Source organism: Larkinella sp. (genome assembly GCF_965227735.1).
Taxonomy (GTDB): domain Bacteria; phylum Bacteroidota; class Bacteroidia; order Cytophagales; family Spirosomataceae; genus Larkinella.
Genome location: NZ_OZ245776.1, coordinates 6707784 through 6732738 on the forward strand (window position 1 = coordinate 6707784; position 24955 = coordinate 6732738).

Annotated in this window: 18 protein-coding genes; 12 read left to right on the forward strand and 6 right to left on the reverse strand. The window is 53.9% G+C overall.

Annotated elements, in window-relative coordinates; translation table 11 throughout:
* Positions 1 to 88 precede the first annotated feature (88 nt).
* The 3 genes from ACO064_RS26305 (at position 89) to ACO064_RS26315 (ending at position 5056) form a co-directional block, all read left to right on the forward strand.
* On the forward strand, positions 89 to 1447 hold the full coding sequence (locus ACO064_RS26305) for a GH1 family beta-glucosidase (protein WP_421830168.1): 1359 nt from the start codon (positions 89 to 91) through the stop codon (positions 1445 to 1447).
* Positions 1448 to 1816: 369 nt separating this feature from the next.
* Positions 1817 to 2914, forward strand: a complete 1098-nt coding sequence (locus ACO064_RS26310; protein ID WP_421830169.1) for a fatty acid desaturase family protein — start codon at positions 1817 to 1819, stop codon at positions 2912 to 2914.
* A gap of 522 nt (positions 2915 to 3436) precedes the next feature.
* Positions 3437 to 5056 carry a deoxyribodipyrimidine photo-lyase/cryptochrome family protein gene (locus ACO064_RS26315; protein ID WP_421830170.1) on the forward strand — a complete coding sequence of 540 codons (1620 nt, stop codon included), beginning with the start codon at positions 3437 to 3439 and terminating at the stop codon, positions 5054 to 5056.
* A gap of 13 nt (positions 5057 to 5069) precedes the next feature.
* Here ACO064_RS26315 and ACO064_RS26320 read toward each other — a convergent pair whose 3' ends face one another.
* Positions 5070 to 5537 (reverse strand): GNAT family N-acetyltransferase, encoded by a 468-nt coding sequence (locus ACO064_RS26320; RefSeq protein ID WP_421830171.1) that lies wholly within the window; start codon positions 5535 to 5537, stop codon positions 5070 to 5072.
* A 200-nt stretch (positions 5538 to 5737) separates the two neighbouring features.
* Here ACO064_RS26320 and ACO064_RS26325 point away from each other — a divergent pair, with 200 nt between their 5' ends.
* Positions 5738 to 6454: a DUF4369 domain-containing protein gene (locus ACO064_RS26325; protein WP_421830172.1), complete on the forward strand. Its 717-nt coding sequence runs from the start codon at positions 5738 to 5740 to the stop codon at positions 6452 to 6454.
* A gap of 32 nt (positions 6455 to 6486) precedes the next feature.
* On the opposite strand, the gene ACO064_RS26330 is transcribed toward ACO064_RS26325, so the two are convergent.
* The 3 genes from ACO064_RS26330 to ACO064_RS26340 form a co-directional block, all read right to left on the reverse strand.
* Positions 6487 to 6657, reverse strand: a complete 171-nt coding sequence (locus ACO064_RS26330) for a hypothetical protein (protein ID WP_171062792.1) — start codon at positions 6655 to 6657, stop codon at positions 6487 to 6489.
* 85 nt (positions 6658 to 6742) lie between these two features.
* Positions 6743 to 7189: a hypothetical protein gene (locus ACO064_RS26335; RefSeq protein WP_421830173.1), complete on the reverse strand. Its 447-nt coding sequence runs from the start codon at positions 7187 to 7189 to the stop codon at positions 6743 to 6745.
* A 75-nt stretch (positions 7190 to 7264) separates the two neighbouring features.
* Entirely contained in the window at positions 7265 to 8047 is a 783-nt protein-coding gene (locus ACO064_RS26340; protein WP_421830174.1) for an RHS repeat domain-containing protein, read from the reverse strand.
* Between the two features lie 286 nt (positions 8048 to 8333).
* On the opposite strand from ACO064_RS26340, the gene clpB reads away from it, so the two are divergent.
* Positions 8334 to 10979: an ATP-dependent chaperone ClpB gene (gene clpB / locus ACO064_RS26345; protein ID WP_421830175.1), complete on the forward strand. Its 2646-nt coding sequence runs from the start codon at positions 8334 to 8336 to the stop codon at positions 10977 to 10979.
* A 961-nt stretch (positions 10980 to 11940) separates the two neighbouring features.
* Here clpB and tnpA read toward each other — a convergent pair.
* A complete protein-coding gene (gene tnpA / locus ACO064_RS26350) occupies positions 11941 to 12408 on the reverse strand; it encodes an IS200/IS605 family transposase (protein WP_421830176.1) in 468 nt (155 codons plus the stop codon).
* A 150-nt stretch (positions 12409 to 12558) separates the two neighbouring features.
* Here tnpA and ACO064_RS26355 point away from each other — a divergent pair, with 150 nt between their 5' ends.
* From ACO064_RS26355 to ACO064_RS26385, 7 genes are all read left to right on the forward strand, one after another.
* The gene (locus ACO064_RS26355) at positions 12559 to 13239 is read left to right on the forward strand and encodes an RNA polymerase sigma-70 factor (protein WP_150875542.1); all 681 of its coding nucleotides are present in this window, start codon (positions 12559 to 12561) and stop codon (positions 13237 to 13239) included.
* A gap of 23 nt (positions 13240 to 13262) precedes the next feature.
* Positions 13263 to 14282: a FecR family protein gene (locus tag ACO064_RS26360; RefSeq protein WP_421830177.1), complete on the forward strand. Its 1020-nt coding sequence runs from the start codon at positions 13263 to 13265 to the stop codon at positions 14280 to 14282.
* Positions 14279 to 17752, forward strand: a complete 3474-nt coding sequence (locus tag ACO064_RS26365; protein ID WP_421830178.1) for a SusC/RagA family TonB-linked outer membrane protein — start codon at positions 14279 to 14281, stop codon at positions 17750 to 17752. Before ACO064_RS26360 ends, ACO064_RS26365 begins: the two co-directional genes overlap by 4 nt.
* Positions 17753 to 17756: 4 nt before the next feature.
* Positions 17757 to 19187 (forward strand): RagB/SusD family nutrient uptake outer membrane protein, encoded by a 1431-nt coding sequence (locus ACO064_RS26370; RefSeq protein WP_421830179.1) that lies wholly within the window; start codon positions 17757 to 17759, stop codon positions 19185 to 19187.
* Between the two features lie 126 nt (positions 19188 to 19313).
* Positions 19314 to 20036 (forward strand): GDSL-type esterase/lipase family protein, encoded by a 723-nt coding sequence (locus ACO064_RS26375; protein WP_421830180.1) that lies wholly within the window; start codon positions 19314 to 19316, stop codon positions 20034 to 20036.
* Between the two features lie 100 nt (positions 20037 to 20136).
* Positions 20137 to 21753, forward strand: a complete 1617-nt coding sequence (locus ACO064_RS26380; protein WP_421831067.1) for an FAD-dependent oxidoreductase — start codon at positions 20137 to 20139, stop codon at positions 21751 to 21753.
* 442 nt (positions 21754 to 22195) lie between these two features.
* Complete coding sequence (locus ACO064_RS26385) at positions 22196 to 22846, forward strand: response regulator (protein ID WP_421830181.1); 651 nt, start codon at positions 22196 to 22198, stop codon at positions 22844 to 22846.
* 13 nt (positions 22847 to 22859) lie between these two features.
* Here the strand turns inward: ACO064_RS26385 and ACO064_RS26390 are convergent, their stop codons facing one another.
* Complete coding sequence (locus tag ACO064_RS26390) at positions 22860 to 24929, reverse strand: tetratricopeptide repeat protein (RefSeq protein ID WP_421830182.1); 2070 nt, start codon at positions 24927 to 24929, stop codon at positions 22860 to 22862.
* Between the last annotated feature and the right edge of the window lie 26 nt (positions 24930 to 24955).

Below are 24955 nucleotides of genomic sequence, written 5' to 3' on the forward strand. Positions count from 1 at the left end.
TTTATTAACACTTTCTTAACAGGTCAAACGCGTCGATGCCGCCCGAAACCCGCTACCTTTCCGCGTTCAATCTACCTTTGTACCGCTTTTGCATCCTTCATCACCACCCTTTTCCCGCCAGGATTTCGGGGCCGACTTTGTCTGGGGAGCGGCCACAGCCGCCTATCAGATCGAAGGCGCCCACCAGACCGACGGACGCGGGCCTTCCATCTGGGACACCTTCACGCACGACAAACGCTGGGGGCGGTTGCGGGATCACGGCGACGTGGCCTGCGAATTTTACCACCGCTACGAAACCGATCTGGCTTTGTTAAAATGTCTGGGTTTCAAGGCTTTCCGGTTTTCCCTGTCGTGGTCGCGGATCATGCCCGACGGAACGGGCCGGGTCAACGAGCGGGGACTTGATTTTTACAACCGCCTGATCGACACCTGTCTGGCGATGGGCATTGAACCCTGGGTCACACTCTACCACTGGGATTTGCCCCACGCCCTCGAAGCCAAAGGCGGCTGGACCAACCGCGCGGTGATTCGCTGGTTTTCCGAATTCGTCGATTGTTGCACCAAAGCCTTCGGCCATAAGGTCAAAAACTGGATGGTGCTGAACGAGCCGCTGGTTTTTACGGCGGGCGGTTATTTTGCCGGTATTCATGCGCCGGGTCGGCGGGGACTGTGGAATTTTTTGCCGGCGGTTCATCACGCCGTAATCTGTCAGGGCGAAGGCGGGCGAATCATCCGCCGGAACGTACCTAACGCCCGGATTGGCACCACGCTTTTCTGCGCACCGGTCGAACCGCATACGCAGCAGGTGCGGGATGTTCGGGCGGCCGCCCGGATCGACGCGCTGGGCAACCGGTTATTTATCGAACCGAGTCTGGGGCTGGGCTATCCGGTTCGGGAAGCGCCCCTGCTGAAGCAGATCATGACCAAATATGCCAACCTCGGCGATCTGCAACGGGCCACATTCGATTTCGATTTCATCGGGCTGCAAAACTACTTCCGGCTGGTGGTGCGGCACGACTGGTTGACGCCGTATTTCTGGGCGCGGGAGGTGAAACCCCACCGGCGGCAGGTGACCACGACGACAGACATGGCGTGGGAGGTGTATCCGGCAGGAATTTATCAGGTAATCCGCCAGTTTTCGGCCTACGAAAAAGTCAACGAAATCATCATCACCGAGAACGGGGCGGCTTTTCCGGATCGGTTGGAGAACGGCGCGGTGAATGATCCGCAGCGGGTGGCGTTTTACCAGGCCTACCTCCGGGAAGTTTTGCGCGCCAAGCAGGAGGGCTTCAAGATCGGCGGTTATTTTGCCTGGTCGCTGATGGACAATTTTGAATGGGCCGAAGGCTACCGCCCCCGCTTCGGACTGGTTTATGTCGACTATTCCACCCAGCAGCGAATTATAAAGCAGTCGGGACGCTGGTTTCGGGATTTTTTGACCTCATAAACTTCAACGTCGGCCTTTGTTTGGCGTTTTGTGTTTCAGGTAACAAGTTATTGTTTTAGTGCGGCTTGCGATCCGATGCGTGCGCCGTTTGTGTAAATAAATTCGGTTCGTAGTGGAAAATAGAAATTTGGGTAGTAATTTTCCACGTCGTAAAATTTACAATTTAACAGGTCAGGGATTACGCCCTTCAATAAATCTTCAATCATTAATCCAATTTGTTTGTTAGTATAGAAGCCCCTGGTAACTCCCGATCCAACCCGCCTGCCAAATGTCAGGCAATCTGGTGCGGTCGTACTTCCAAGAACCAGCCTTTGTCTGGCTCGCATAAAATTTGAGGAACCCGGTCGGCTTGTCAACTGATTTGAATTGATGCAAACACCCGTAAAATTTACCAATACCGGTCGGTCGCAGTTCTTTGCCACCGCTCGTCGCCGAGTTGATGCCTATTTTAAGGAAAACGGTATTTCGCCCACCGCTAATTTTGCCATGTGGTTCAAAACCATCTTTTTCCTGGGCGGCTATGCACTCCTGTATGGCCTGATCATTTCCAACCTGTTCAGTGCCTGGACGATGCTGGGACTGGCCGTTTTGCTGGGCATTTTTGCCGCATTCATTGGCTTCAATGTCTCACACGACGCCATGCACGGTGCGTTTTCGTCCCGAAACTGGCTCAATAAAATCCTGAGCAGTAGTTTTTACTTCATCGGCGCCAATCCATATGTCTGGAAACTTTCCCACAACATTGTTCATCATACCTACACCAACATCTTCGGCCACGACGAAGACATTGATGTCGCGCCGGGTCTGATTCGGCTGGATGACGGCGAACGCTACCGGCCGTGGCAACGCTACCAGCACCTGTACGCCCTGCCGCTGTATTCGCTGACGTCGCTTTCCTGGGTTTTTCGGAAAGATTTTGTGAAATTTTTCCAGAAAAAAATCGGCCAGCACGCTAATCCGCGTCATCCGCGGCATGAATACATCACGTTGTTTGCCACCAAAGCGGCCTACTATTTCTGCTTTCTGGTGCTTCCTTACCTGGTTCTGGATCTGGCCTGGTGGCAGGTTGCGCTGGGTTTTGTCGTCATGCATCTGGTGGAAGGCGCCTTGATTGCCATTGTTTTTCAGATGGCGCACCTGGTGGAAGGAACCTCGTTTCCGGTTCCGGTCAATGGCATGAGCATTCAGGAAGCCTGGGCGGTTCATCAATTGCGGACAACCGCTAATTTTGCACCCCGCAGCAAGACGGCCGCCTTCTTCTGCGGTGGCCTAAACCGACAGATCGAACACCATCTCTTTCCCAAAGTCTGCCACATTCACTACCCGGCCATCACGGAAATCGTGAAAAAAACCGCCGAAGAATTTGAGCTGCCCTACCTGGAGAATCCCACATTTTTCTCCGCCCTGCATTCTCATTACCGCATCCTGAAAAGGCAGGGACGGCAGGAACTGGCCGAAGCGGCTTGAAAACTCATATAGGTTCTTGTTTTGGATTTATTTTCCTTCAAAATAGAATAAAATAAGGGGAATGCTAAATCTAAAATGATGAATGTTAAATGTATAAGTGATGAATTGATGACCACTTTTGCATTTAGCATTCATCATTTTAAATTTAGCATTCTTTTCCCATGAAACTCTAAGCAACTTTTATTCGGAAAAATCCGTCCGCTATGCGGTTTTTCGGGTTTAAGAAGTTGTTTGAATTAAGGCCAGAGGCCTGTCCTGTCAATAGTCAATAAGATCCATCAGCTCGTGGTAGCTCCGGAGGAGCGGTCTAAAAACATCTTCAGGCCGCTCCTCCGGAGCTACCACGAGCTGATGGGTCTTATTGACTATTGACAGAACGCCCTTCCAGGGCTCTCCCCGGTTAACTCAAACAGCTTGTAAGACATATCTTCTTGTAAATTCCTCCACGACGCAAACATTTGGGTTCAACACGATCTTCTATTGTCCACTGTTTTTCAGGCTTTTCTAGCCCGACTTTGGCTCATGACCGATCGACCTGCTGTTAATATCCTCTGGTTCAAGCGAGATTTGCGTTTGCGCGATCATGCGCCTTTGCAGGCTGCTCTCAACGTGCGTAACCGACCGCTGCTGCTGGTATATGTTTTCGAGCCTGAAGTCATCGCCGATCCGAATTATGATCTGCGTCACTGGCGGTTTGTAACGGAGTCGCTGGCTGATCTGAACCAGCAACTTTCGGAGCTGGAAATAACCGTTCCGACGGTTTCTAAGTTCACCCACGAATGGCTTCCCTTTGTGTTCGACGATGAGTCCGAATCGGTTGAGTCAATGGAACCGGAAGGCTCACCCCACATCTGGATTTTTCACCGGAGCGTGTTGGAGGTCTTTAACGCCCTGCACCAGATTTTCGCGATCGATACCATTTTTTCCTACGAAGAAACGGGGCTGAAAGTGACGTACGACCGCGATAAAGCCGTAGCCCGGTTCTGTCGTCAGGCTGGTATTGCCTGGCGGGAATTTCCGTCCAATGGCGTGATCCGGGGACTCAAAAACCGGGAAACCTGGGCGGACGACTGGCAACAAACCATGCGGTCGCCCCAGCAACATCCCGACCTCAGCCGCTGGAAACCGGCCGATTTGCCCGACGAATGGTATCAAACCCAGTGCGGCCCCGACCTTCCCCCGGCGTGGCAGCAGCCCAACCCGCTGTTTCAGCCGGGCGGAGAACGGAATGCACACCGGTATCTGAACAGCTTTCTTGCGAAGCGAATTTCGCTTTATGCCCGGTCGATCTCCAAACCGCTGGCCAGTCGCCGGGGATGCAGCCGTCTGTCGCCCTACATCGCCTGGGGCTGTCTGAGCATCCGGCAGGTTTTTCAGGCGCAGCTAGCAGCCAAAAAGGACATCGATGGCGTGTCGTTTCGTCGGCAATTCGAGGCTTTTGCTTCGCGACTGCGCTGGCACTGCCATTTCATTCAAAAATTTGAATCCGAAGACCGGATGGAGTTTCAAAACATCAACCGGGCTTTCGACGGATTGCAAAAAAATGAGAATCAGGCGCAGTACCGGGCCTGGTGCGACGGCCAAACGGGCTATCCGCTGGTAGATGCCTGCATGCGTTGCCTGAAAGCGACGGGCTACATCAATTTCCGGATGCGGGCCATGTTAATGTCGTTTCTGAGTCATCATTTATTCCAGCACTGGCAGGAGGGAGCCTGGCACCTGGCCCGACTCTTCACCGATTTTGAACCGGGCATTCACTACGCGCAGGTGCAGATGCAAACCGGCATGACCGGGACCAATACCGTCCGGATTTATAATCCCGTCAAGCAGTCGCAGGACCACGATCCGGAAGGGGCTTTTATTCGCCAATGGGTACCCGAACTGGTCAATTGTCCGCTGGCCTATCTCCACGAACCGTGGCAGATGCCGCCCCTGGAACAGCTCATGTGCCATTTTCAGGTTGGCATCGACTACCCGGCTCCGGTTATCGATACCGAAGAAACCGGCCGCCGGGCGCGGTTGCTGCTCTACCAGCCGCGTGAAACCGAAACCGGTCAGGCAGAAATTGAGCGGATTCTGACGCGACACACGATTCCCATGAAAGCGAATCCGCTGCCTTTCGTGAGTGGAAAATCGCACTGACAGCGTTTTCAATTTAAAACCGCAGGACGTAATACTGACAAAGAAAGGTCTGCCCAAATTCCTGGATGGCTTTCTGGTAAGTCGGCTGAAAACCGTTGCGTTCATAAAACCGCATGAGCGGGGGGCGGGTAGCGTCGGTCTCCAGCCGAATCTCGTGGATGCCGCGCCGGAGGCATTCCACCCGGCAGAAATCCAGAATAGGGGCGAAGAGGTTCTGACCTGCAAATTGCCTTCGGATGGCGAGTTTATGAATAAAACCGGCCGTTTGGTCGGGCACCTCGCCGAAATAAAGGGGATCTTTCCACTGCAAGGTGAAGGTGGCCGCCGGAATTGCCATTTCGCCCTCTGCTGCTACAAACATCACATAGCTATGGTCCCGGGTGTAGTCATCGAACAAATTGTCCGCCGTAAGGGTATCGATTTCCCACAGCGTCTGTCCGGTTTCCACGAGCCACTGACCTACTTCGCGGACAATACTCAAAAAGATCTCAGGTTGGTCGTTTCGAAAGGTATACGTCATTTTTCTACAGATGCTCAGCGTTTTTAATTCGGTTGTCTTTACACGGTAAAGGATTGACTGAACCAAGTAAACGATTTTTTTGCAACTGTAAAAACCGGATTCGCTGTAATGAAAACCGCTTTGATTCGTCTATGCCGGTATCAACGCTAGCTTTCGACCTTATGCAAACCCGCAAACTTCTTTCCGCCTTCATCCTGCTCTTTTTAGTCACGTTTTGTTCTGCTCAGCAAGGTCCGGGCTACCGTGTCATCGGCCACATCCGGGGGCTGCCCGACCAGACGAAAATGTACCTGATCGACGGCGGAAAACGGCAGGTCATCGATTCGGCGGTGGTTCGGCAGGAGCGGTTTGTTTTCGACGGAAGCATGACGGAGGCCGCCCACACGTACCTGTATGCGGGAAAAGGCAGTGTCAGTCTCAAACTGGCGGACATTCTGCTGGATAACCGAACCGTCGAGGTGGAAGGGACAAAACCGGTCTACGACAGCGTAACGGTCAATGGATCGGACATCGACCGGCTCTGGAAAGAATGGTGGCGTGAAGATCAGCAGATTGGCTACCAGCGTTTCCGGATCAAACAGGTTCAGGAGGCACTGGCCGCCCAAAAAGATACCGCCCGGGCGGGAATACTGAAGAAAATTATGGACGAGATGACCGCCAGCCGAATCGAACTGTTGAAGTCATACGTCAAGCGCTACCACAGCACCGCCGTGGGAGCAGCACTGCCAACGCTTTGTACGTTAGGGAATTATCTAACCAAGGCCGACTATCTCGAAATGTACCGGACGCTGTCGCCCACCTGGCAAAACTCCGGTTTTGGACGGGAAATTCTGGAACAGGCCGCAGTAAAAGGAAGCCGGGTTCCCCATGACCGATGATGGACAAGGACCCGCGTACCTATACCATGTGATCAGCTAAACAGGATCGTCAGCGCAATGGCTACGAACGTCAGCACCACCAGCCAGTCGGGTCGTTCGGGCCGGGGCTTTTTCCGGGCTGGTTTACCATATTGGTTGTAATAATTGGCAAAGCGGGTGGACCGGGTTTGAAGAGGGCGTTGAAAAAACAGTTGAGACATCATGACGTAGGGGTTGTTTCACGATTCAAAACTGCCCGCCGAATCTTAACCTCAACTAAATATCTCCTTAGAATTTCCTTAGAAGCCCTTAAAGTTCATACGTAACGGTTTGATGAAGCACCGGGCCGCCCTCCGGTTTGAACGACACCTGCATCAACCCTTTTTTGTTGGATTTTTGGTAGGAAGCTTCCTGATCCGAGGTTTTATACGGAATCGGGTTGGTTTCAAACCCCAGCATCTTTTTTTTCAGCGATCCTTCCCCAAACGAAAGCTGGCGAAAACTGGCTTCCGTTAAGGCAGTATCGACCTCGGTGACCGTGAAAACGGAGTCCTGGGCGGATATGCCCTGAATTTCGACGAGCAGCAAGCCCTCGGCAGTGGTCGGTTTGCCTTCTTCATCCACCAGCGCAACGGAGACAATCAAGCCGTTGCTGCCGTCTTTCCGCACTTCCACTTCCTTCAGTAATTTGGGAGAATTCTCGTTTTTGCAGCCTGCCAGCAACAGCAGAGCCAGGAAGAAACCGGTAATTTTCATGGGTTCAGTTCGTTAAGGGATTACTTCCCTTACTAACTGCTTTGGCCGCAAAACGGCTAAAAATTGACAGGTTTTCTACTGACAGTTGTATTTGTATACTTTTTGTTTGTTGACAATCGATGGATTTCCGGTTTGTTGCAACAGGAGCGAGGTTTCGGTGGGCAAGTCATTGCTGTACTGGTAGGTCGCGGTGTAGCCATAGCCAAAATCCTTGTACTGAACCGGATTGTTCACACTGAGGTAGTGGCTTTTGTCGACCAGCGAAGACACCAGCGGAATGAGCTGAAAAGCGGGCTGGTTGAGAAAGGGCGATTTTTTATCGTCGTACCGGTATTCCGCATAGAGTCTCTCGGCCTCCTGATTCTTGGCGTAAAACACCTTGGTCACATTCCCGGCGGCATCGTATTCCATGCGTTTGAAGTACGTCCGCTGCCCGCTGGGGTCCACCACTGAAATTTTGGTAATGCGGTTTTGGGCATCGTAGGTGGGCGTTGCCGTCACCGTCCGGGCGTTGTCCAGGGCATTGATGGTTGCTATGCGGCCGCTGGCGTCGTAGGTAACGGTATGTTCTTCCGCTCCAAGGTTTTCATATTGAGAGATGCCCGCCAGAAACCGGGTTACGCGGCCCGTGGCGTTGTAGGTGAACGAAAACACGTTGAACGACGACTGCGTGATGGCGGCCACCCGGTTGTTGGCGTCGTAGGTAATGGACACCGGGCCGGAGTCAAAATAGAAGTCGGGAACCTCGTTGACCCGGCACGTCTGATTCTGCGGTTCCGGCGGATCTTTTTTGTCACCCCCGCATCCGAGCAGAAAGGCAACCGCGACACAAACGAGAAAAGTAGTTCTGGCCTTCATACGTTGAATAAATGGATTCGGCTTTGTAAAAATGAGAATTGTGCGGGTTATTTCATAACGAAAAATGGAGCGTTGGTAAGATAGCGAGTTACGGACAATTCAGCTTCTATTTGCTCCCACTTAAATGAAAAATGTCAAAATGACAATATAGGGCTTCTTTTTGATCAAATCTCCGCCAAATTGTCCGAAAAACCCGGCTGGCCTGCTCTTTGATAAATATATATCAGCAACGAAAACGTATACCGGTTTACAGTTGTTACGCCGGTAAAGCGTTTAACCCACAACCATGAACTTAACAAATTACACCATTAAAGCGCAGGAGGTCATCCAGCAGGCGGCCCAGATTGCGCAGGGAAATCAACAGCAGTCGGTGGAAACCGGCCATGTGCTGAAAGCGATTATCGACGAAGATCCCAACACGATGGGTTTTCTGTCGAAAAAAACCGGCGTTAATTCCAGCCAACTGACGCTGGCGCTTGATGCTATTGTGAACGGGTACCCGAAAGTGTCGGTTGGCGCGCAGGGAACCTCCAATATTTACCTCGGAAACGACCTGAACTCGGCGCTGCAACGAGCAACCAAACTATTGAAAGAGTTTGGTGATGAGTACGTTAGCATCGAGTTGATTCTGTTGGGACTTTCGGGGGGCAAAGATGCCGTGGCGACCTTGCTGAAAGACGTTGGGTTCTCTGAAAAAGTACTGAAAGAAGCGATTAAAGAATTACGCGGAAAAAATAATCCTGTGAAAGATCCCAATGCCGAAGCAAAATACCGCTCCTTGGAACGGTACAGCAAAAATTTGAATGAACTGGCTGAAAAGGGGAAAATCGACCCCGTAATTGGCCGTGACGAAGAGATTCGCCGGGTGCTGCAAATCCTGAGCCGCCGGACGAAAAACAACCCGATGCTGATCGGGGAACCGGGTGTCGGGAAAACCGCCATTGTCGAAGGACTCGCCCAGCGGATTGTGCAGGGTGACGTTCCCGAAAACCTGAAATCGAAAATCATCGTGTCGCTAGACATGGGTTTGCTCGTGGCGGGTGCGAAGTACAAAGGAGAATTTGAGGAACGGCTGAAGGCGGTTATCAAGGAAGTGACGGATTCTGAGGGCGAAATCGTACTGTTCATCGACGAGATTCACACTCTGATTGGTGCGGGTGCTGGCGGAGGAGATGGCGCAATGGATGCGGCCAACCTGCTGAAACCGGCCCTGGCGCGGGGCGAATTGCACGCCATCGGCGCCACCACGCTGAAAGAATACCAGAAATACATTGAAAAAGATAAAGCCCTTGAGCGCCGGTTCCAGACGGTTCTGGTGGACGAACCGGATGTGAAGGATGCGATTTCGATTCTGCGGGGGATCAAGGAAAAATACGAATTGCACCACGGCGTTCGGATCAAGGACGACGCGGTGATTGCCGCCGTCGAACTCTCGAATCGGTATATTTCCGACCGGTTTTTGCCCGACAAAGCCATTGACCTGATGGACGAAGCGGCTGCCAAAATGCGGCTGGAAATCGACTCGGTACCGGAAGAACTGGACGAACTGAACCGCCGGATTATGCAGTTGGAAATTGAACGGGAAGCCATTCGCCGGGAATCCGACCGTGACAAAGAGAGCGTTCTGAACCGGCAGATTGAAGACCTCAACGAACTGCGGAACAGCCTGAAAGCCCGCTGGGAGGTGGAGAAACAGTCGGTGAATGAAGTCCGGACGTTGAAAGAACAACTCGATCAACTGAAGTCGGAAGCCGAGCAGGCCGAACGGTCGGGCGATTATGGCAAGGTGGCCGAGATTCGCTACGGTCGTCTGCCTGAAATGCAAAGCCGTCTGGATGAGCTGGTTAAAACGGAAGGCGACGGCCAGAACCTGTTGCAGGAGGAAGTGACGGCCGACGATATTGCGGAGGTGGTGGCCAAATGGACGGGTATTCCGGTGAGCCGGATGATGGAGTCGGAACGGGAGAAACTGCTGCACCTGGAAGACGAACTGGCAAAACGCGTGGCGGGTCAGGAAGAGGCCATTCAGGCCGTGGCCGACGCCGTTCGCCGGAGCCGCGCCGGGATGCAGGACCCGAAACGTCCGCTGGGTTCGTTCATTTTTCTGGGAACGACCGGTGTCGGAAAAACCGAGCTGGCGAAGGCCCTGGCCGATTATCTGTTCAACGACGAGAACTCGCTGGTGCGGATCGATATGTCTGAGTTCCAGGAACGCCACGCCGTCAGCCGCCTGATTGGCGCTCCTCCGGGCTACATCGGCTACGATGAAGGCGGTCAGTTGACTGAAGCCGTTCGCCGGAAACCGTACAGCGTCATTCTATTGGATGAAATCGAAAAAGCCCACCCCGACGTGTTCAACATCCTGTTGCAGGTGTTGGACGACGGTCGGCTGACCGACAGCAAAGGCCGGGTGGCGAGTTTCAAGAATACGATTGTCATCATGACCTCGAACATCGGGAGCCACATCATCCGCGAGCGGTTTGCGCAAATGGAGGACTGGAACCGGGAGCAGATCATTGACGATACAAAAGAAGAGGTGTTTGAATTACTGAAACAGACGTTGCGTCCCGAGTTTCTGAACCGGATCGACGAACTGGTGATGTTCCAGCCGTTGACCAAACGCGAAATCCGCAAGATTGTGGGGCTGCAATTCAAGCACATTCAGGACCGGCTGGCCGAGCAGGGGATTACCATCGAAGCCGATCAGGAAGTGCTTGACAAACTCGCCGAAGAAGGTTTCGATCCGCAATTTGGCGCCCGTCCGCTGAAACGCGTGATGCAACGGCGCATTCTGAACGCCCTGTCCAAGGAGATTTTGGCGGGCCGGATTCAGAAGAACGCCGTCGTCGGCATGATGATGAATGAAGGCGAAAACGGCAAGGAGGATATTCTGTTTTACAACCTCGATAAAGTGATTCCGGCGCTGGACTAACGCGCTAGGAATGGTTTGGAAACGCCCGGCTGATGAAGTCGGGCGTTTTTTGTTTCAGATTGGTTGGTCAACGTAAATTCAGCAATGATTGACCGAAACCAATGCCAGTCGCGTTAGCGACGAAACCTTTTTTGCTGATGTGTGACCCGGTTTGTTCGATCGCTACACGACCGGGGATTTCGTGGAGATCGTTCGGTTGCTACAAACATTTCGTCGCTACGCGACCCGGTTCCGGCGTTTGGATGATCGGTCGCGTTAGCGACCCAATGTTTGTAGCAGTGCCGCAATCCCCACCCATCGGCTCGTCGCGTAGCGACGAAACCTTATTTATCCCAGCACCGCCAGATTGGTTCGGTCGCTACGCGACCGGAGATTTCGTGGAGATCGTTCGGTTGCTACAAACATTGGATCGCTAACGCGACCGGAGACATACTGAGCCGTTCGATTTTCTACAAACATTTCGTCGCTACGCTACTCGGTTTCGGCGTTTGGATGATTGGTCGCGTTAGCGACCTAATGTTTGTAGAAGTGAAACAATCCCCACCCATCAGCTCGTCGCGTAGCGACGAAACCTTATTTATCCCAGCACCGCCAGATTGGTTCGGTCGCTACGCGACCGGAGATTTCGTGGAGATCGTTCGGTTGCTACAAACATTGGGTCGCTAACGCGACCGAGGACATGTTGAGTCGTTCGGTTTTCCACAAACATTTCGTCGCTACGCGACCCGGTTCCGGCGTTTGGATGATCGGTCGCGTTAGCGACCTAATGTTTGTAGAAGTGAAACAATCCCCACCCATCAGCTCGTCGCGTAGCGACGAAACCTTATTTATCCCAGCATCGCCAGATTGGTTCGTTCGCTACGCGACCGGGGACATACTGAGACGATCGGTTTTCTACAAACATTTCATCGCTACGCGACTCGGTTTCGTCGTTTGAAAATCGCCGGGAAAACCCCGCAATTCATTTATCTTCCACCGCTTTAAAAATATACCGTGCGTCAAAAGGTACGTTGAACTTTTGCAGAAAGGCTGTATACTCTTCCAGAAACGTCATCCTACGGTGATGCTCTTCCTGATTTTTAATGTACCGCACAACACGGTCAATTTGAGATTGCCCGTACGAAAAGGCGCCATAGCCCGACTGCCACTCGAAACGGCCTTTGGTGAAACGCTGATCATTCATCCATTTGGAAGAGTCCCCTTTCAAGTCTTGTAAGAGTGCCGAAACCGCCTGATTCGGATTCAGACCCAAAAAAACATGAATGTGATCGGGCATTCCATTGATCGCAAGGATTTTATGCCCCTGATTCTGGACAATCCCGGTCATATAGCGGTACAAATCTTCTTTCCATTCGACCCGAATCAGGCCATGGCGGTGTTTGACCGCAAAAACCGTCTGGATATAGAGTTGGGTGTAGGTATTCGGCATGGCCATTGACAATATCACGTATTAGACGGTGCCAGAATGGGTATCGTCACCTTGTGTAGATTCTTTTTTGCATTTTAAACATAAAAAATAAAAATCGATTGGGGGATTTTTGGTACTAACTTGTCTTCACTGTACCAGACCCTTTGACCGATGCCAGCCAATGCGTTTCCATTTCGGCCCTCGCCCGACCCCAATCCCGGCGGCCCACCGCCCCTGCTCAGGAGCGATGCCGCAACCCCGGTTCCGGTGAGTGCCGACAGCGAGTTGTTCATCCGCAATGCTTTTGCTGCCGACCCGAAACTCGGTTGTGAACTGCTCTTCCGGCAGTATTTCGCGCCCCTGTGCAGCCACGCCATCCGGTTTGTCTACGACCGGCAGGTGGCCGAAGATGTGGTCGCGGATTTGTTCTACACCTTCTACCAGAAAGAACTTTATAAACAGATCAAGGGATCCTACCGGGCGTATCTCTACCAGGCGGTTCGCAACCGGGCCTACAACAGCCTGCGGTGGGAACTGAGCCGCCAGGAGCCCCTGCCCGACGACCTCGACCAGCCCGATCAGGATGCCATGCAGCCCGACCGGCTCTTGCAGCAGGACGAACTGTACCGCGCCCTCGAACAGGCTGTTCAGCAACTGTCGCCCCAGCGCCAACGCGTGTTTTTATTGAGCCGGTTCGAAGGGAAATCCTATAAGGAGATTGCCAGTGAGCTGACGCTTTCCCCCAAAACCGTCGAAAACCACTTGCTACAGGCCATTTCAACAGTACGGCAGTTTCTCCGAAACCAGAAACTGATTAGCTATGGGCTGCTTCTGCTGACGGTTTTTGCGTAGCCTCACCGATATACAACCTCATCATGGAACCTACCAAAGAATTGTTGTTTACGTACTTTGCCGGTCAGGCCACATCGGTCCAGCAGAAAGTGATTGGCGAATGGCTGACGCGCCCGACCAGCCGGGAAACGTATTTTCAGTGGCTGGACGAATGGGAGCGGAGCTTTCCGCAGTATGCCCCCGATTTCGCCCATCACCTCGACCAGTTCCGGCAACGGCTCGACAATCCGGACGAAGCCCCGGCCCGGGTGATCCGACCGCTGCCGCAGGAACCCCGCCCGTTCTGGCATCCGGGCCGCTGGCTGATCGCGGCTTCGCTCACGTTCATCCTGCTGGCTGGCGGCTGGTTTTTTCGGGAACCGATTTTCTACCAAACCATTACGACCAATGCCTACCAACTCCGTTCGCTGAACCTGCCCGACGGCTCCACGGTGGCCCTCAACAGCAACTCGTCCCTGGAATTGCCCCGGATCGGCTACGGCTGGTTTTCCCGAAGGGTAGCCCTGAAAGGCGATGCGGTTTTTGACGTGAAGCATCTTTCCACGAACCAACCCTTTGTCGTTCAGGCAACTGACGGGCTGGAAGTGGAGGTGCTGGGAACGGAGTTTTCGGTGCGCAGCCGGGATGCCCACGCCGAAGTGGTGCTGAAACGGGGAAAAGTGAACCTCCACTACAAAACCGCCAATCAACCGGCGCAAAACCTGCTGATGAAACCCGGCGACTGGGCGCGGCTCGACGAAAAAGGGGCTTTAAGCTTACAGCAGCAGGCCGATACGAACCGTTTTGCCCATTGGCGCTACCGGTTGTTTAGTTTCAACAATACCTCTCTGCGCGAGGTGGTGCGCCAGATTCGGGCGGTTTTTGGCGTCAATGCGCAGCTTGCCGATCCGGCGCTCGCCCGCCGAACACTGACGGGAACGATCCGCGCCGGTTCTTCCGATGAACTGGCCGAAGCCCTTGCCGAACTGCTGGATCTGAAACTCAGCCACCGCGACCAGAATCTCATTTTTTCAACCCCTACCGAAATCCCAATTTCCCAATGAGAAAATCAATACCGCTTGCACTGGCCACTGGCTGGTTGCTCAGTGTCGGTTATGGCCACGCCGTAGCCCAGACGCTGGCTTTTGTCCGAACACAGCAGACCGACCACCCACAGGCCGGTAAAACCGCGCCCACCCTTGGGGTGAGCCAGCCGCTGAAAAACACCTTGCTGCAATTGAAGGACTATTACGGCGTCGATATTTTATTCGAAGAATCAGTCGTGGCGCATCACCTGAGCCCGGCCGAACCGCTCAACCTCAACGCCCGGCTGGAAACCAATCTTAATCTTTTGCTGAAGAAATACGGGATGCGGTTTAAGAAACTGCGGTCCGGAGCCTATCTGATTATGCCGCCTAAAAACGAGCGGACAACGATCAGTGTACCCGTTGCCGCCACATCCGCTACGGCCGGAACCGGCCCCGTTTCGCTGGATGGCCTGATGAGTTTGTCAACCATTCAACCGATTGAAACGACCCGGGCCGATGTGCGGATCACCGGACGGGTCACGAGCGAAACCGGCGAGGGGTTGCCCGGTGTCAGTGTGGTCGTGAAAGGTACCTCGCGCGGAACGACGACCGATGTTCAGGGGCGTTATCAACTCAGCATTCCCGATGAGGCTACCGCGCTGGTTTACAGCTTTGTTGGCTACGTGAGTCAGGAGCAATTGGTACAAAACCGCTCCGTGATCGATATTCAACTGGTGCCGGATACCAAATCGCTGAACGAGGTGGTGGTAGTGGGCTATGGCCAGGTGAAAAAGAGCGATCTGACGGGAGCGGTGGCTACGGTTCCGGTCGAAGAAATTCGCAAAGTGGCTGTCACGTCACTCGATCAGGCGTTGCAGGGCCGGGCGGCTGGCGTCCAGATTACCCAGAACTCGGGTGCGCCGGGCGGTTCGACCAGCATCCGCATCCGGGGTGGTAACTCGATTCAGGGCGATAACGAGCCGCTGTATGTCATCGACGGTATTCCTTTCAAGAACGACGGCGCGAACTCTGGCTCAAGTTTCAACGTGCTGAGTACGCTCAATCCCAGCGATATCGAGTCGATTTCGGTGCTGAAAGATGCCTCGTCCACGGCCATTTACGGGTCGCGGGGTGCGAACGGCGTGGTGATCATCACGACGAAACGGGGAAAAGCCGGGAAATCGACCATCACCTTCGATACCTATTACGGAATTCAGAATGTGCGCCGGAAATACCCGGTTTTGAACGGACGGGAATACGCCCAGTTTGTCAACGACGCCAACACGAACGAAGGTCGCCCGGCGGTGTATACGCCCGCGCAGGTCGACGCCTTTGGCGAAGGCACCGACTGGCAGGACGAGATTTTCCGGCAGGCCCCCATCGCCAACTACCAGCTTTCGATCAGCGGAGGGGATGAAAAAACGCAGTATGCCATTGCGGGCGGTTATTTCAAACAGAATGGCGTGATTGTCAACTCCGATTTTGACCGGTACTCGTTCCGGGTCAATCTGGACCGCAAGCTGACCAACAAAATCAAAATTGGCAACAGCCTGACTGTCAACCGAACCGTGACCAACCAGGCCCGCTCGGACGGCGATTTGGGCAGTGCCGGTCTGGTGACGATGGCCGCCCTCCAGTTTCCGCCCATCCTGCCGGTTCGGAACGCCGACGGCTCCTATCTGCTGACCAATCCGGCGCTGGCTTTCACCGCCGACAACCCGGTGGCACTGGCCCGCGATAACAAAAACCGCAATACGGCCTATCGCGTTTTTGGCAGTGTTTTCGGTGATTACCAGATCATTGACGGACTGAGCCTGCGTGTTTCGCTGGGGATAGACGGTATTTTGCAAAAACAGGATTCGTATTTGCCCCGCTCGGTTTCGAGTGGCCTGGCTCAGGGCGGGTCGGCTGCGATCTTCAATTCGCAGGCCATTACCTGGCTCAACGAGAACCTGCTGACCTACACCCGCACCTTCAACAACGACCACAACGTAACGGCCCTGATCGGGTATACGCAGCAAGCCAGCCGGACGGAAGCCAACCGGGCGCAGGCGCGTAATTTTGTGAACGATAACCTGGGTTCGAGCAACCTGGCCTCCGGTTCTGTGCCGCTGACGCCCGAATCGAGCATCGGCACCTGGGGGCTGCAATCGTACCTGGCGCGGTTGAATTACGGCTACAAAGACAAATACCTGCTGACGGCTTCGTTCCGAACCGACGGTTCTTCCCGGTTTGGCGCGAACAACCGTTTTGGCTATTTCCCCTCGGCGGCCCTGGCCTGGCGGGTTTCGGAAGAGGCTTTTCTGAAGAACAATGCGGTGGTCAGTGATCTGAAACTGCGGATGACGTACGGTACGACCGGCAACCAGGACGGCATTGGCAATTACCCATCGTATTCGCTGCTGGGAACCCAGAACTACGTGTTCGGGAACACGGTTTCGACGGGCCTGGGGCCGAACCAGATTGCCAACCCGGATCTGTCGTGGGAAACGACTTCCCAGGCTGATGTGGGCGTGGACGTTGGTTTCCTGAATGACCGGATTACCCTGACCGCCGATGCGTATCTGAAACGGACGAAAGACCTGCTGCTGAATGTGACGGTTCCGAGTACGTCGGGGTTCTCAAGCGCCATTAAAAACCTTGGCAAAGTGGAGAACAAGGGTATCGAACTCAGCATCTCGTCGCGCAATCTGGTGGGGGCTTTCAAATGGAATACCGATTTTAACTTTGCCCTCAACCGCAACAAAGTACTGGACATTGGCGGGGCACCCCAGATTTTTGCCGGGAGTGTCGCCAACATCGGCCAGGGGCTGAACTCCGGGATCATTCGGGTGGGTGAACCCCTGGGATCGTTCTTTGGCTACGTGACCAACGGCCTGTACCAAACCACGGATGAACTAACGGCCCTGGCCGATCCGCAGGCCCGAAAACCGGGTGACCGCAAATACCTGGATCTGAACGGCGATAAGAAAATCGACGACAACGACCGGACGATCATCGGCCGGGCGCAACCCAAGTTTATCGGCGGGATCAGCAACACGTTCTCGTACAAGGGTTTGGAACTGACGGCATTCTTTCAGGGCGTTTACGGAAACAGCATCCTGAATGCCAACCGCTACGAACTCGAATACCTGAACGCGACCACCAACCAGAGCCGGGATATGCTGAACCGCTGGACACCCACCAACACCAATACCGACATCCCACGGGCATCGACCACCCGGCCCGCCAACCGCGTGTCGACCCGGCAGATCGAAGATGGGTCGTACCTGCGGCTGAAGAACCTTCAACTGGCGTACAATTTGCCGACCTCCGTGCTCAAAGGGTTGAAAATTCAGTCGGTACGGGTCTATGCAACCGCGCAGAACTACCTGACCTGGACCAACTATTCGGGGTATGATCCGGAAGTAAACCGGTTTGGGCAGGACAGCCGGAGCCAGGGCTTCGATTACGCCAGCTACCCGGCGGCCAAAACCCTTCTGTTCGGACTTAATGTAGGATTTTAAAACGATGAAAAAGAACATACTCCTTCTTTGCCTGATCGGCCTGATGACGTCCTGTGAAGTGCTGGACCAGAAGCCCGAATCGAATTTTACGCCCACGAATTTTTATAAAAACGCAGACGATGCCAAAGCGGCTGTCAGTGCGGTCTATGACCCACTGAACAACGCGAACCTGTATAGTCAGGTGATGTGGATTTTGCAGGATCAGGCCACCGACGATGCCGAGTGGGGCAATGGCCGCTCTACCGCGAACCAGCCGAAAAACGACCTCGACAAATATACGTTTACTCCGGCCACCAACACCTTCCAGGCCATTTGGTCGACGGTTTATTCCGCCATCAACCGGGCCAACGCGGTGATCACCCGCTTACCGGCCGTTCCGATGGATGAGGCTCTGAAAGGCCGTTATATTGCTGAAGCGAAGTTTATGCGCGGTTTTTATTACTTCACGCTGGTTCGTCTGTTTGGGGGCGTGCCGATCATGACCACCGAAACCACCTCGCTGAATGATTTGAGTGTGGCCCGGGCGTCGGTGGACGAGGTCTATACGCTGATCATTCAGGATTTTACGGAAGCCGAAACCGTACTGCCCGCAAACTACACTGGCGCGGATCGGGGCCGGGCGACGAAAGGAGCCGCAACCGCCTATCTGGCAAAAGTGTATCTGACGCGTCAGGACTGGGCGAAGGCAGCGGCCAAAGCGAAAGAGGTGATCGATTCGGGACAATACGATTTGTGGGCCAACTTTGCTGAGGCTTTTTTGATCGCTAACAAAAACGGCAAAGAAGCCGTCTTCGAGATGCAGGCCCTGAGTGGCGGTTTTGGTGAAGGCAGTTGGATGCAAGGCTACATGCGCCCCAATTTCGACCGCGTCAACGGCGTTGCCGGTTTTGGCGATGACCCCGCCACCGAAAATCTGTACAAAGCCTACCGCGACGATGACAAACGCCGGAATGTTACCCTGAGACTCTACTCGGCCACCAGCACTCCGGCGGCTCCGGCCAGCGTCCTGTTTCCGTGTTACGTCTACAAATACCTGGACCCGGCTGCGACCGGCAACGCGGATGGTGGAAACAATTATCCGATTATTCGCTATCCGGACGTATTGCTGATGTATGCCGAAGCCCTGAACGAGCTGGGTGCCAACAACGCCGAGGCTTATGCCACCATCAACCGCATTCGCAACCGGGCCGGTTTACCCAATCTGACTCCGAATCTGACGCAGGCCCAGTTTCGGGACAGTGTGTTGCTGGAGCGACGGCTGGAACTGGCATTTGAAGGCCACCGCTGGTATGATCTGGCCCGGACGAAACGGCTAATCAGTGCCATGAAAGCCCAGAATCCGGCGATTGCCGTGGCCGAACACCATTATCTGTTCCCCATTCCCCAAACGGAACGTGACGTGAACCCCAAGCTGGAGCAGAATCCGGGGTATTGATTTTTCAGTGTACGGTTTTCGGTATACGGTTTTCGATTTACAGTTGAAAATCATTAGTTAACAATGAATGAGGAATGAAAACAACGCGTCAGCAACCGAAAACCGTAAACTGAAAACCGTTAAATCATGCAGCGTCGAACGTTTTTGCAAAGCACACTGGCCGTGGCCCCGTTTCTCGGCAAATCATTGTCTGACAGCAGTGCGTCAAAAACCGTTGAATCCAGCCCGGTGGTCATCAACGCGGGGGTTGGCGGCAACAATACCGTCGATTTGCTGGCCCGGATCGAAAAGGACTGCCTGGCGCAGCGGCCCGAATTGACCATTCTGATGGCGGGTACCAACGACGTGAACAGCAAAAAGCACGTCCCCTTGCCCGTCTACGAGCAAAACATGCGGACGATCTGTTCCAAATTGATCGCGATCCGGAGTCAGGTTGTGCTGATGACGATTCTGCCGGTATATGAACCGTACCTGATGACCCGTCACGATCCGGCTTTTTACCAGCCCGAGGGACATACGGCGCGAAAAAAGGCGATGAATGACGTCATTCGGAAAGTAGCTTTGGATAATAACCTGCCTTTGCTGGATATGCACCACATTTTTGAAACCGTAGGTAACATTGGTCTGGAAGCGAACAGCTTGCTGAAAAACGAAGCCAATAGCCACAAAACCGATGGTATTCATCCGACTGCGGAGGGGTATCGGACGATGGCCGTGGCCCTTTACACGTTTCTGGTGCAGCGTCAATTGGTGAAAAACCGCATCGTCTGCTTCGGTGACAGCATTACCCACGGCGATGGCGACGGTAAAAACTATCCGGCTTATCTTCAAAAACTCGTGGCAGCCTGAGTGCTGCTTTTCCTGAATCACTATGACTTTGTACAACCCGTTCGCTTCTGAATTCTTAAAAAAAGGGTCGGTCACCGGCCTTCTGTTGGGTTTGCTCCTGATGCTGCCCGGTTATCGTGCGTCCACCCTCAAACCGTACGCTGTGCGGCAGGCCGATGTGATCATTTATGGCGGCACGTCGGCGGCTGTGACGGCGGCCGTGCAGGTCAAAAAGATGGGCAAATCAGTCATCATCGTGTCGCCGGATAAACACCTGGGCGGTTTGTCGTCGGGCGGGCTGGGCTTCACCGACACGGGTAACAAGGAGGTTATCGGCGGACTTTCCCGCGAGTTCTACCAACGGCTTTACCAGCACTACCAGAAAGACGCTAATTGGACCTGGCAGAAACGCTCGGAATACGGTAACAAAGGTCAGGGAACGCCCGCGCTCGACGGCACCAACCGCACCATGTGGATCTTTGAACCGCACGCTGCCGAGCAGGTTTTCGAGGATTTTGTCAAAGAAAATAAGCTAACCGTGTACCGCAACGAATGGCTGGACCGGTCGGCAAGAGGTGTTCAGAAACAGGCGGGGGCCATCACCTCGTTCAAAACGCTGAGCGGTACGGTTTATCAGGGAAAAGTGTTCATCGATGCCACCTACGAAGGCGATCTGATGGCGGCAGCGGGCGTGAAATACCACGTCGGGCGGGAAGCCAACAGCGTCTACAACGAGACGCACAACGGCGTGCAGGTCGGCGTTTTTCAGCACGGCCACTATTTCAAGAAAAATGTGAGTCCCTACAAGATTGAAGGAGACCCCAAAAGCGGCTTGCTGCCCGAAATATCGGAGGAAGAACCGGGTGCAAACGGTACCGGCGACCACAAAATCCAGGCGTATTGTTTCCGGATGTGCCTGAGCAATCACCCCGAAAACCGCATCCCGTTCCCGAAACCCGCGGGCTACGATCCCAGTCGCTATGAACTCCTGGCCCGCGTGTTTGCCACGGGCTGGCGCGAAACGTTCGATAAATACGACCCCATTCCGAACCGCAAAACCGATACCAACAACCACGGCCCGTTCAGCACCGACTACATCGGAAAAAACTACGATTATCCCGAAGCGACCTACGAACGGCGCAAAGAGATCATCCGCGACCACGAACTGTACCAGAAAGGATTGCTGTATTACATGCAGAACGACCCAAAAATTCCGGCGGATGTTCACCAGGCCATGCAGCAGTGGGGGTTGCCCAAAGATGAATTCAAGGACAACGGGAACTGGCCGCACCAATTGTATATCCGGGAAGCCCGTCGGATGCTGGGCGAATTTGTCATGAAAGAAGTCGATGCCCTGGGCAAAACCGTCGTGCCGAATCCGGTGGGAATGGGTTCCTACGCGCTGGATGCCCACAATTCGCAGCGGTTTGTCAAAAAAGACGGGTTTGTGCAGAACGAAGGCGACATCGGCGTTCATCCTGATAAGCCGTATTCGATTGCCTACGGGTCAATTGTGCCGAAAGAAAGCGAGTGCAAAAACCTGCTGGTGCCGGTTTGCGTATCGAGTTCACACATTGCCTACGGTTCCATCCGGATGGAACCGGTGTTCATGATTCTGGGACAATCGGCCGCCACAGCCGCCGTGCTGGCCATCGACGGCAAGACATCCGTTCAGAAAGTGCCGTATGCGAAACTGAAAGAGGTGCTGTTGAAGGACAAACAGCGGCTGACGCTGTAGGGGGAAGGGAATATTAAATATTAACGCGAACTGTGGGATTATGCCCTTGCCTAACAGTTGTTTAAGTGCCGGCGGCACGTAATGTTAATAGCAAATGGGTATTTTATGAGTTCCAGGCGTGCCGATAGGTACGCAACTCAGCCTTTAATGCGTACCTCCGGCACGCCTGGAACTCATAAAATACCCATTTGCTATTAACATCGGACCCCTCCGGGGTCAATAATCTCACAGTTTGCGTTAAATGATAAATGGTAAATGGTAAATGTAAAAGGAGCCTCCAGACCGGCACTTTTACATTTACCATTCATCATTTTACATTTATCATTCTTAAAAGTGAATACCAAATCAGCTAAACGGTTTTCCATCAGCACGATAGCTTGCTATTCTCCAAATCCTCTTTATCTTTGAAAGACCCGCGAGACTCACCCTGACTCTGTTGCCTATGACTCCCATACGTCTACTCTTAACGGATGATCACGAAATTATTCTGGATAGTCTGTCCCTGCTGCTGAGCCGCATTGAAGGAGTGGAAGTGGTGGGGACCCTGAACGATAGCCGGGAAGTGGTCGGATTTCTGGGAGATCATGAAGTCGATATGGTGCTGTCGGACATGAACATGCCGCACCTCGACGGGATCAATCTGACGTTGAAAATCCGCCAGCAATTTCCCCGGATCAAAGTGCTGATGCTGACGGTTTCGGAGGATGCCGACAGCATTCGGGAAGCCTTCCGGGCCGGTATTTCGGGCTACGTAATGAAAAAAGCCGGGAAAGCCGAACTGGAGAAAGCCGTGAAAACCGTAGCCCGGGGGGAGAAGTATTTCTCGGAATCGGTCATGACCCAGTTGGTGGCATTGCCGGTAAGCCCGGTTCGGGCGCTGGACGAAGCCCCCGCGCCCCTGTCGCCCCTGACCGACCGCGAACTCGAGATCATCCGGCTGGTGGCGCAGGAACTTTCCACCAACGCCATTGCCGAAAAACTTTTCATCAGCCCCGGAACGGTCGAAACGCACCGCCACAACATTCTGCGAAAACTGGCCGTCAAAAATTCAATCGGCATCATCAAATACGCCGTCCGGCACGGGTTGCTGTGACGTTCGGGCGGTTTTAGCTGGCCATCGGAACCTGTACATTCACGCAGGTGCCGCCCGGTTCGGGGCTTGACAGGTAGAAACTGCCACCCAGCCGTTCCAGCCGCGACTGAATATTCCGCATCCCAACTCCGTCCGAAACCCTGTTCTCATCAATTCCTGCGCCGTCGTCCTGAATGGTCAGTTTCAGCAAACCGTTCTGGCGGTGGAGGGCAATCCCGGCACTGCGGGCGTTGGCGTGTTTGAGAATGTTGTTGACCAGTTCAAGCGAAATGGCGTAGAGTTCGTAGGCGGTTTTTCCCCGTACATCCGCACCCGAGTCGTCCACTTCCAGCATAAACCGGGTGCGATTCTGCACGTTTAAAGTATCCGTCAGTTTGATCAAAGCCGCCTGTAATCCCTGTTTTTCAAGGATTTCGGGCATCAGGTTGTGCGAAATCGCCCGGATGTCGTCGTAAACTTCGCCCATGTGATCCAGCAGGCGCGTGTGTTCCCGCTGCTGGCCGTCGTCAAACTGCGAGGTGTCCATGGCTTCGAACCGCCACTTCAGGGCCGACACCTTGGCCGCCACGCTATCGTGCAGTTCACTGGCCACCCGTTTCCGTTCCATCGTCTGACCGCGGTAGAGCGCGGCTTCGATCTCGGCATTTTTCCGGGAAAGCTCCTCGTTTTTGATGCGCAGCCGCCGATTGCTCCAGACCACATAGCCGAGGGTTCCGCCACTGAGCACCAGCAACGCAATCAGGAAGTTGCGGGACTGGGCCAGTTGATCTTTTTCCAGCGAGGTGATGCGGTTTTGCTGTTGGGCCTGCTGGAGCCGGGTCACCTGCTGTTTTTTATCAAAGTCGTAGGTCATGCTGGCCACCGTCGCTTGCTGGATGGCTTCTTCATTCAGCATCGTATCGGCTTCCGCTTTGTACCATTTGAAATAATACAATGCCTGGGCGGGCTGGTTCAGGTGATCGTATGAAACGGCCAGTTGCTGGAGGTATTTGGTGCGTTCGGGGCGCATTTCGCGGATGTCTTTCGTCCAGGCCAGCCCGGTTTTGGCATACGGAATCGCCCGTTTATACTGCTTCAGTGCGATGTAAATTTCCCCGAAATTATGCTGGGCATTGTGCTCCAGGGCTTCTTCGGTTTTCTCAACGGTTTTGCGGTACGTGTCCTGCGAGCGTTGCGAATAGGTGAGGGCCTTGTCATATTGATGGAGAGCAATGTACATCCGACCGGCTGCGCCATAGGCCCGCGCCAGATTACTGGGCAGATACGGATTTTCATACGCTTTCACCTGTTCGAGGTAGAGAGCAAGCGCCGGTGTGTATTGACCTTTCCGCTCGAATATTTCCGCTTTTTTACCGATCAGAAAGGTTTTAACCAGGCGGTCGTTCAGCCGGTTGGCAATTTTTTCGCCCTCGGCAAAACAGGCCAGTGCATCGTCATACCGGTTGAGTTTCACGTAAGCCGCACCCAGATTCGGCAGGGTAGACCGCAGGCTTTTCCAGTCGTTCATGCTTTCCTGAATCCGCCGGGCCCTGAGCCACAGATTGATCGCTTCGACGTATTGTCCTTCCCCCATTTGCATGATCGCCAGTTCGTTGTACGCCTGTGCTTCCCAACGCCGGTCGTGGCCTTCCCGAAACTTCGCCAGGGCCTGCTGCAACAGGGTTCGGGCTTCCGGAAGTTTCGCCATGATGTTGGCATACAACTGCGCCCGCCGGAGAAAAACCTGCCCCTGCAACGACAGATCATGGATGGCAATGGCCCGGTTTTGGGCGGTATCCAGTTGGGCGTGAGCGGTTTTGGTGTCCGACAGGTAATCGGCTTCGATGCGGGCCAGGGCCAGCCGGGCGCGGATTTCACCCGTCGGGTAGTTCGCTTTTTGGGCCACCCGCATTCCCGCACGAAGCGTCTGGATGGCGAGTGAATCATAGCCATTCCACCAGTAATTGGTCGCCAGTTCGTGTAGGGTCAGGACGCGGAAGCTATCGGCCGGAAGCTGTTTCAGCCGGTTTTGCAGCGAATCGATCACCGGATTCTGGGCAAGGGCGAACGAACTGGAAAGGAGCAGGAGCAGAAGGTTACGCATGGCCTGAAAAAAGAAAGGAGATACCG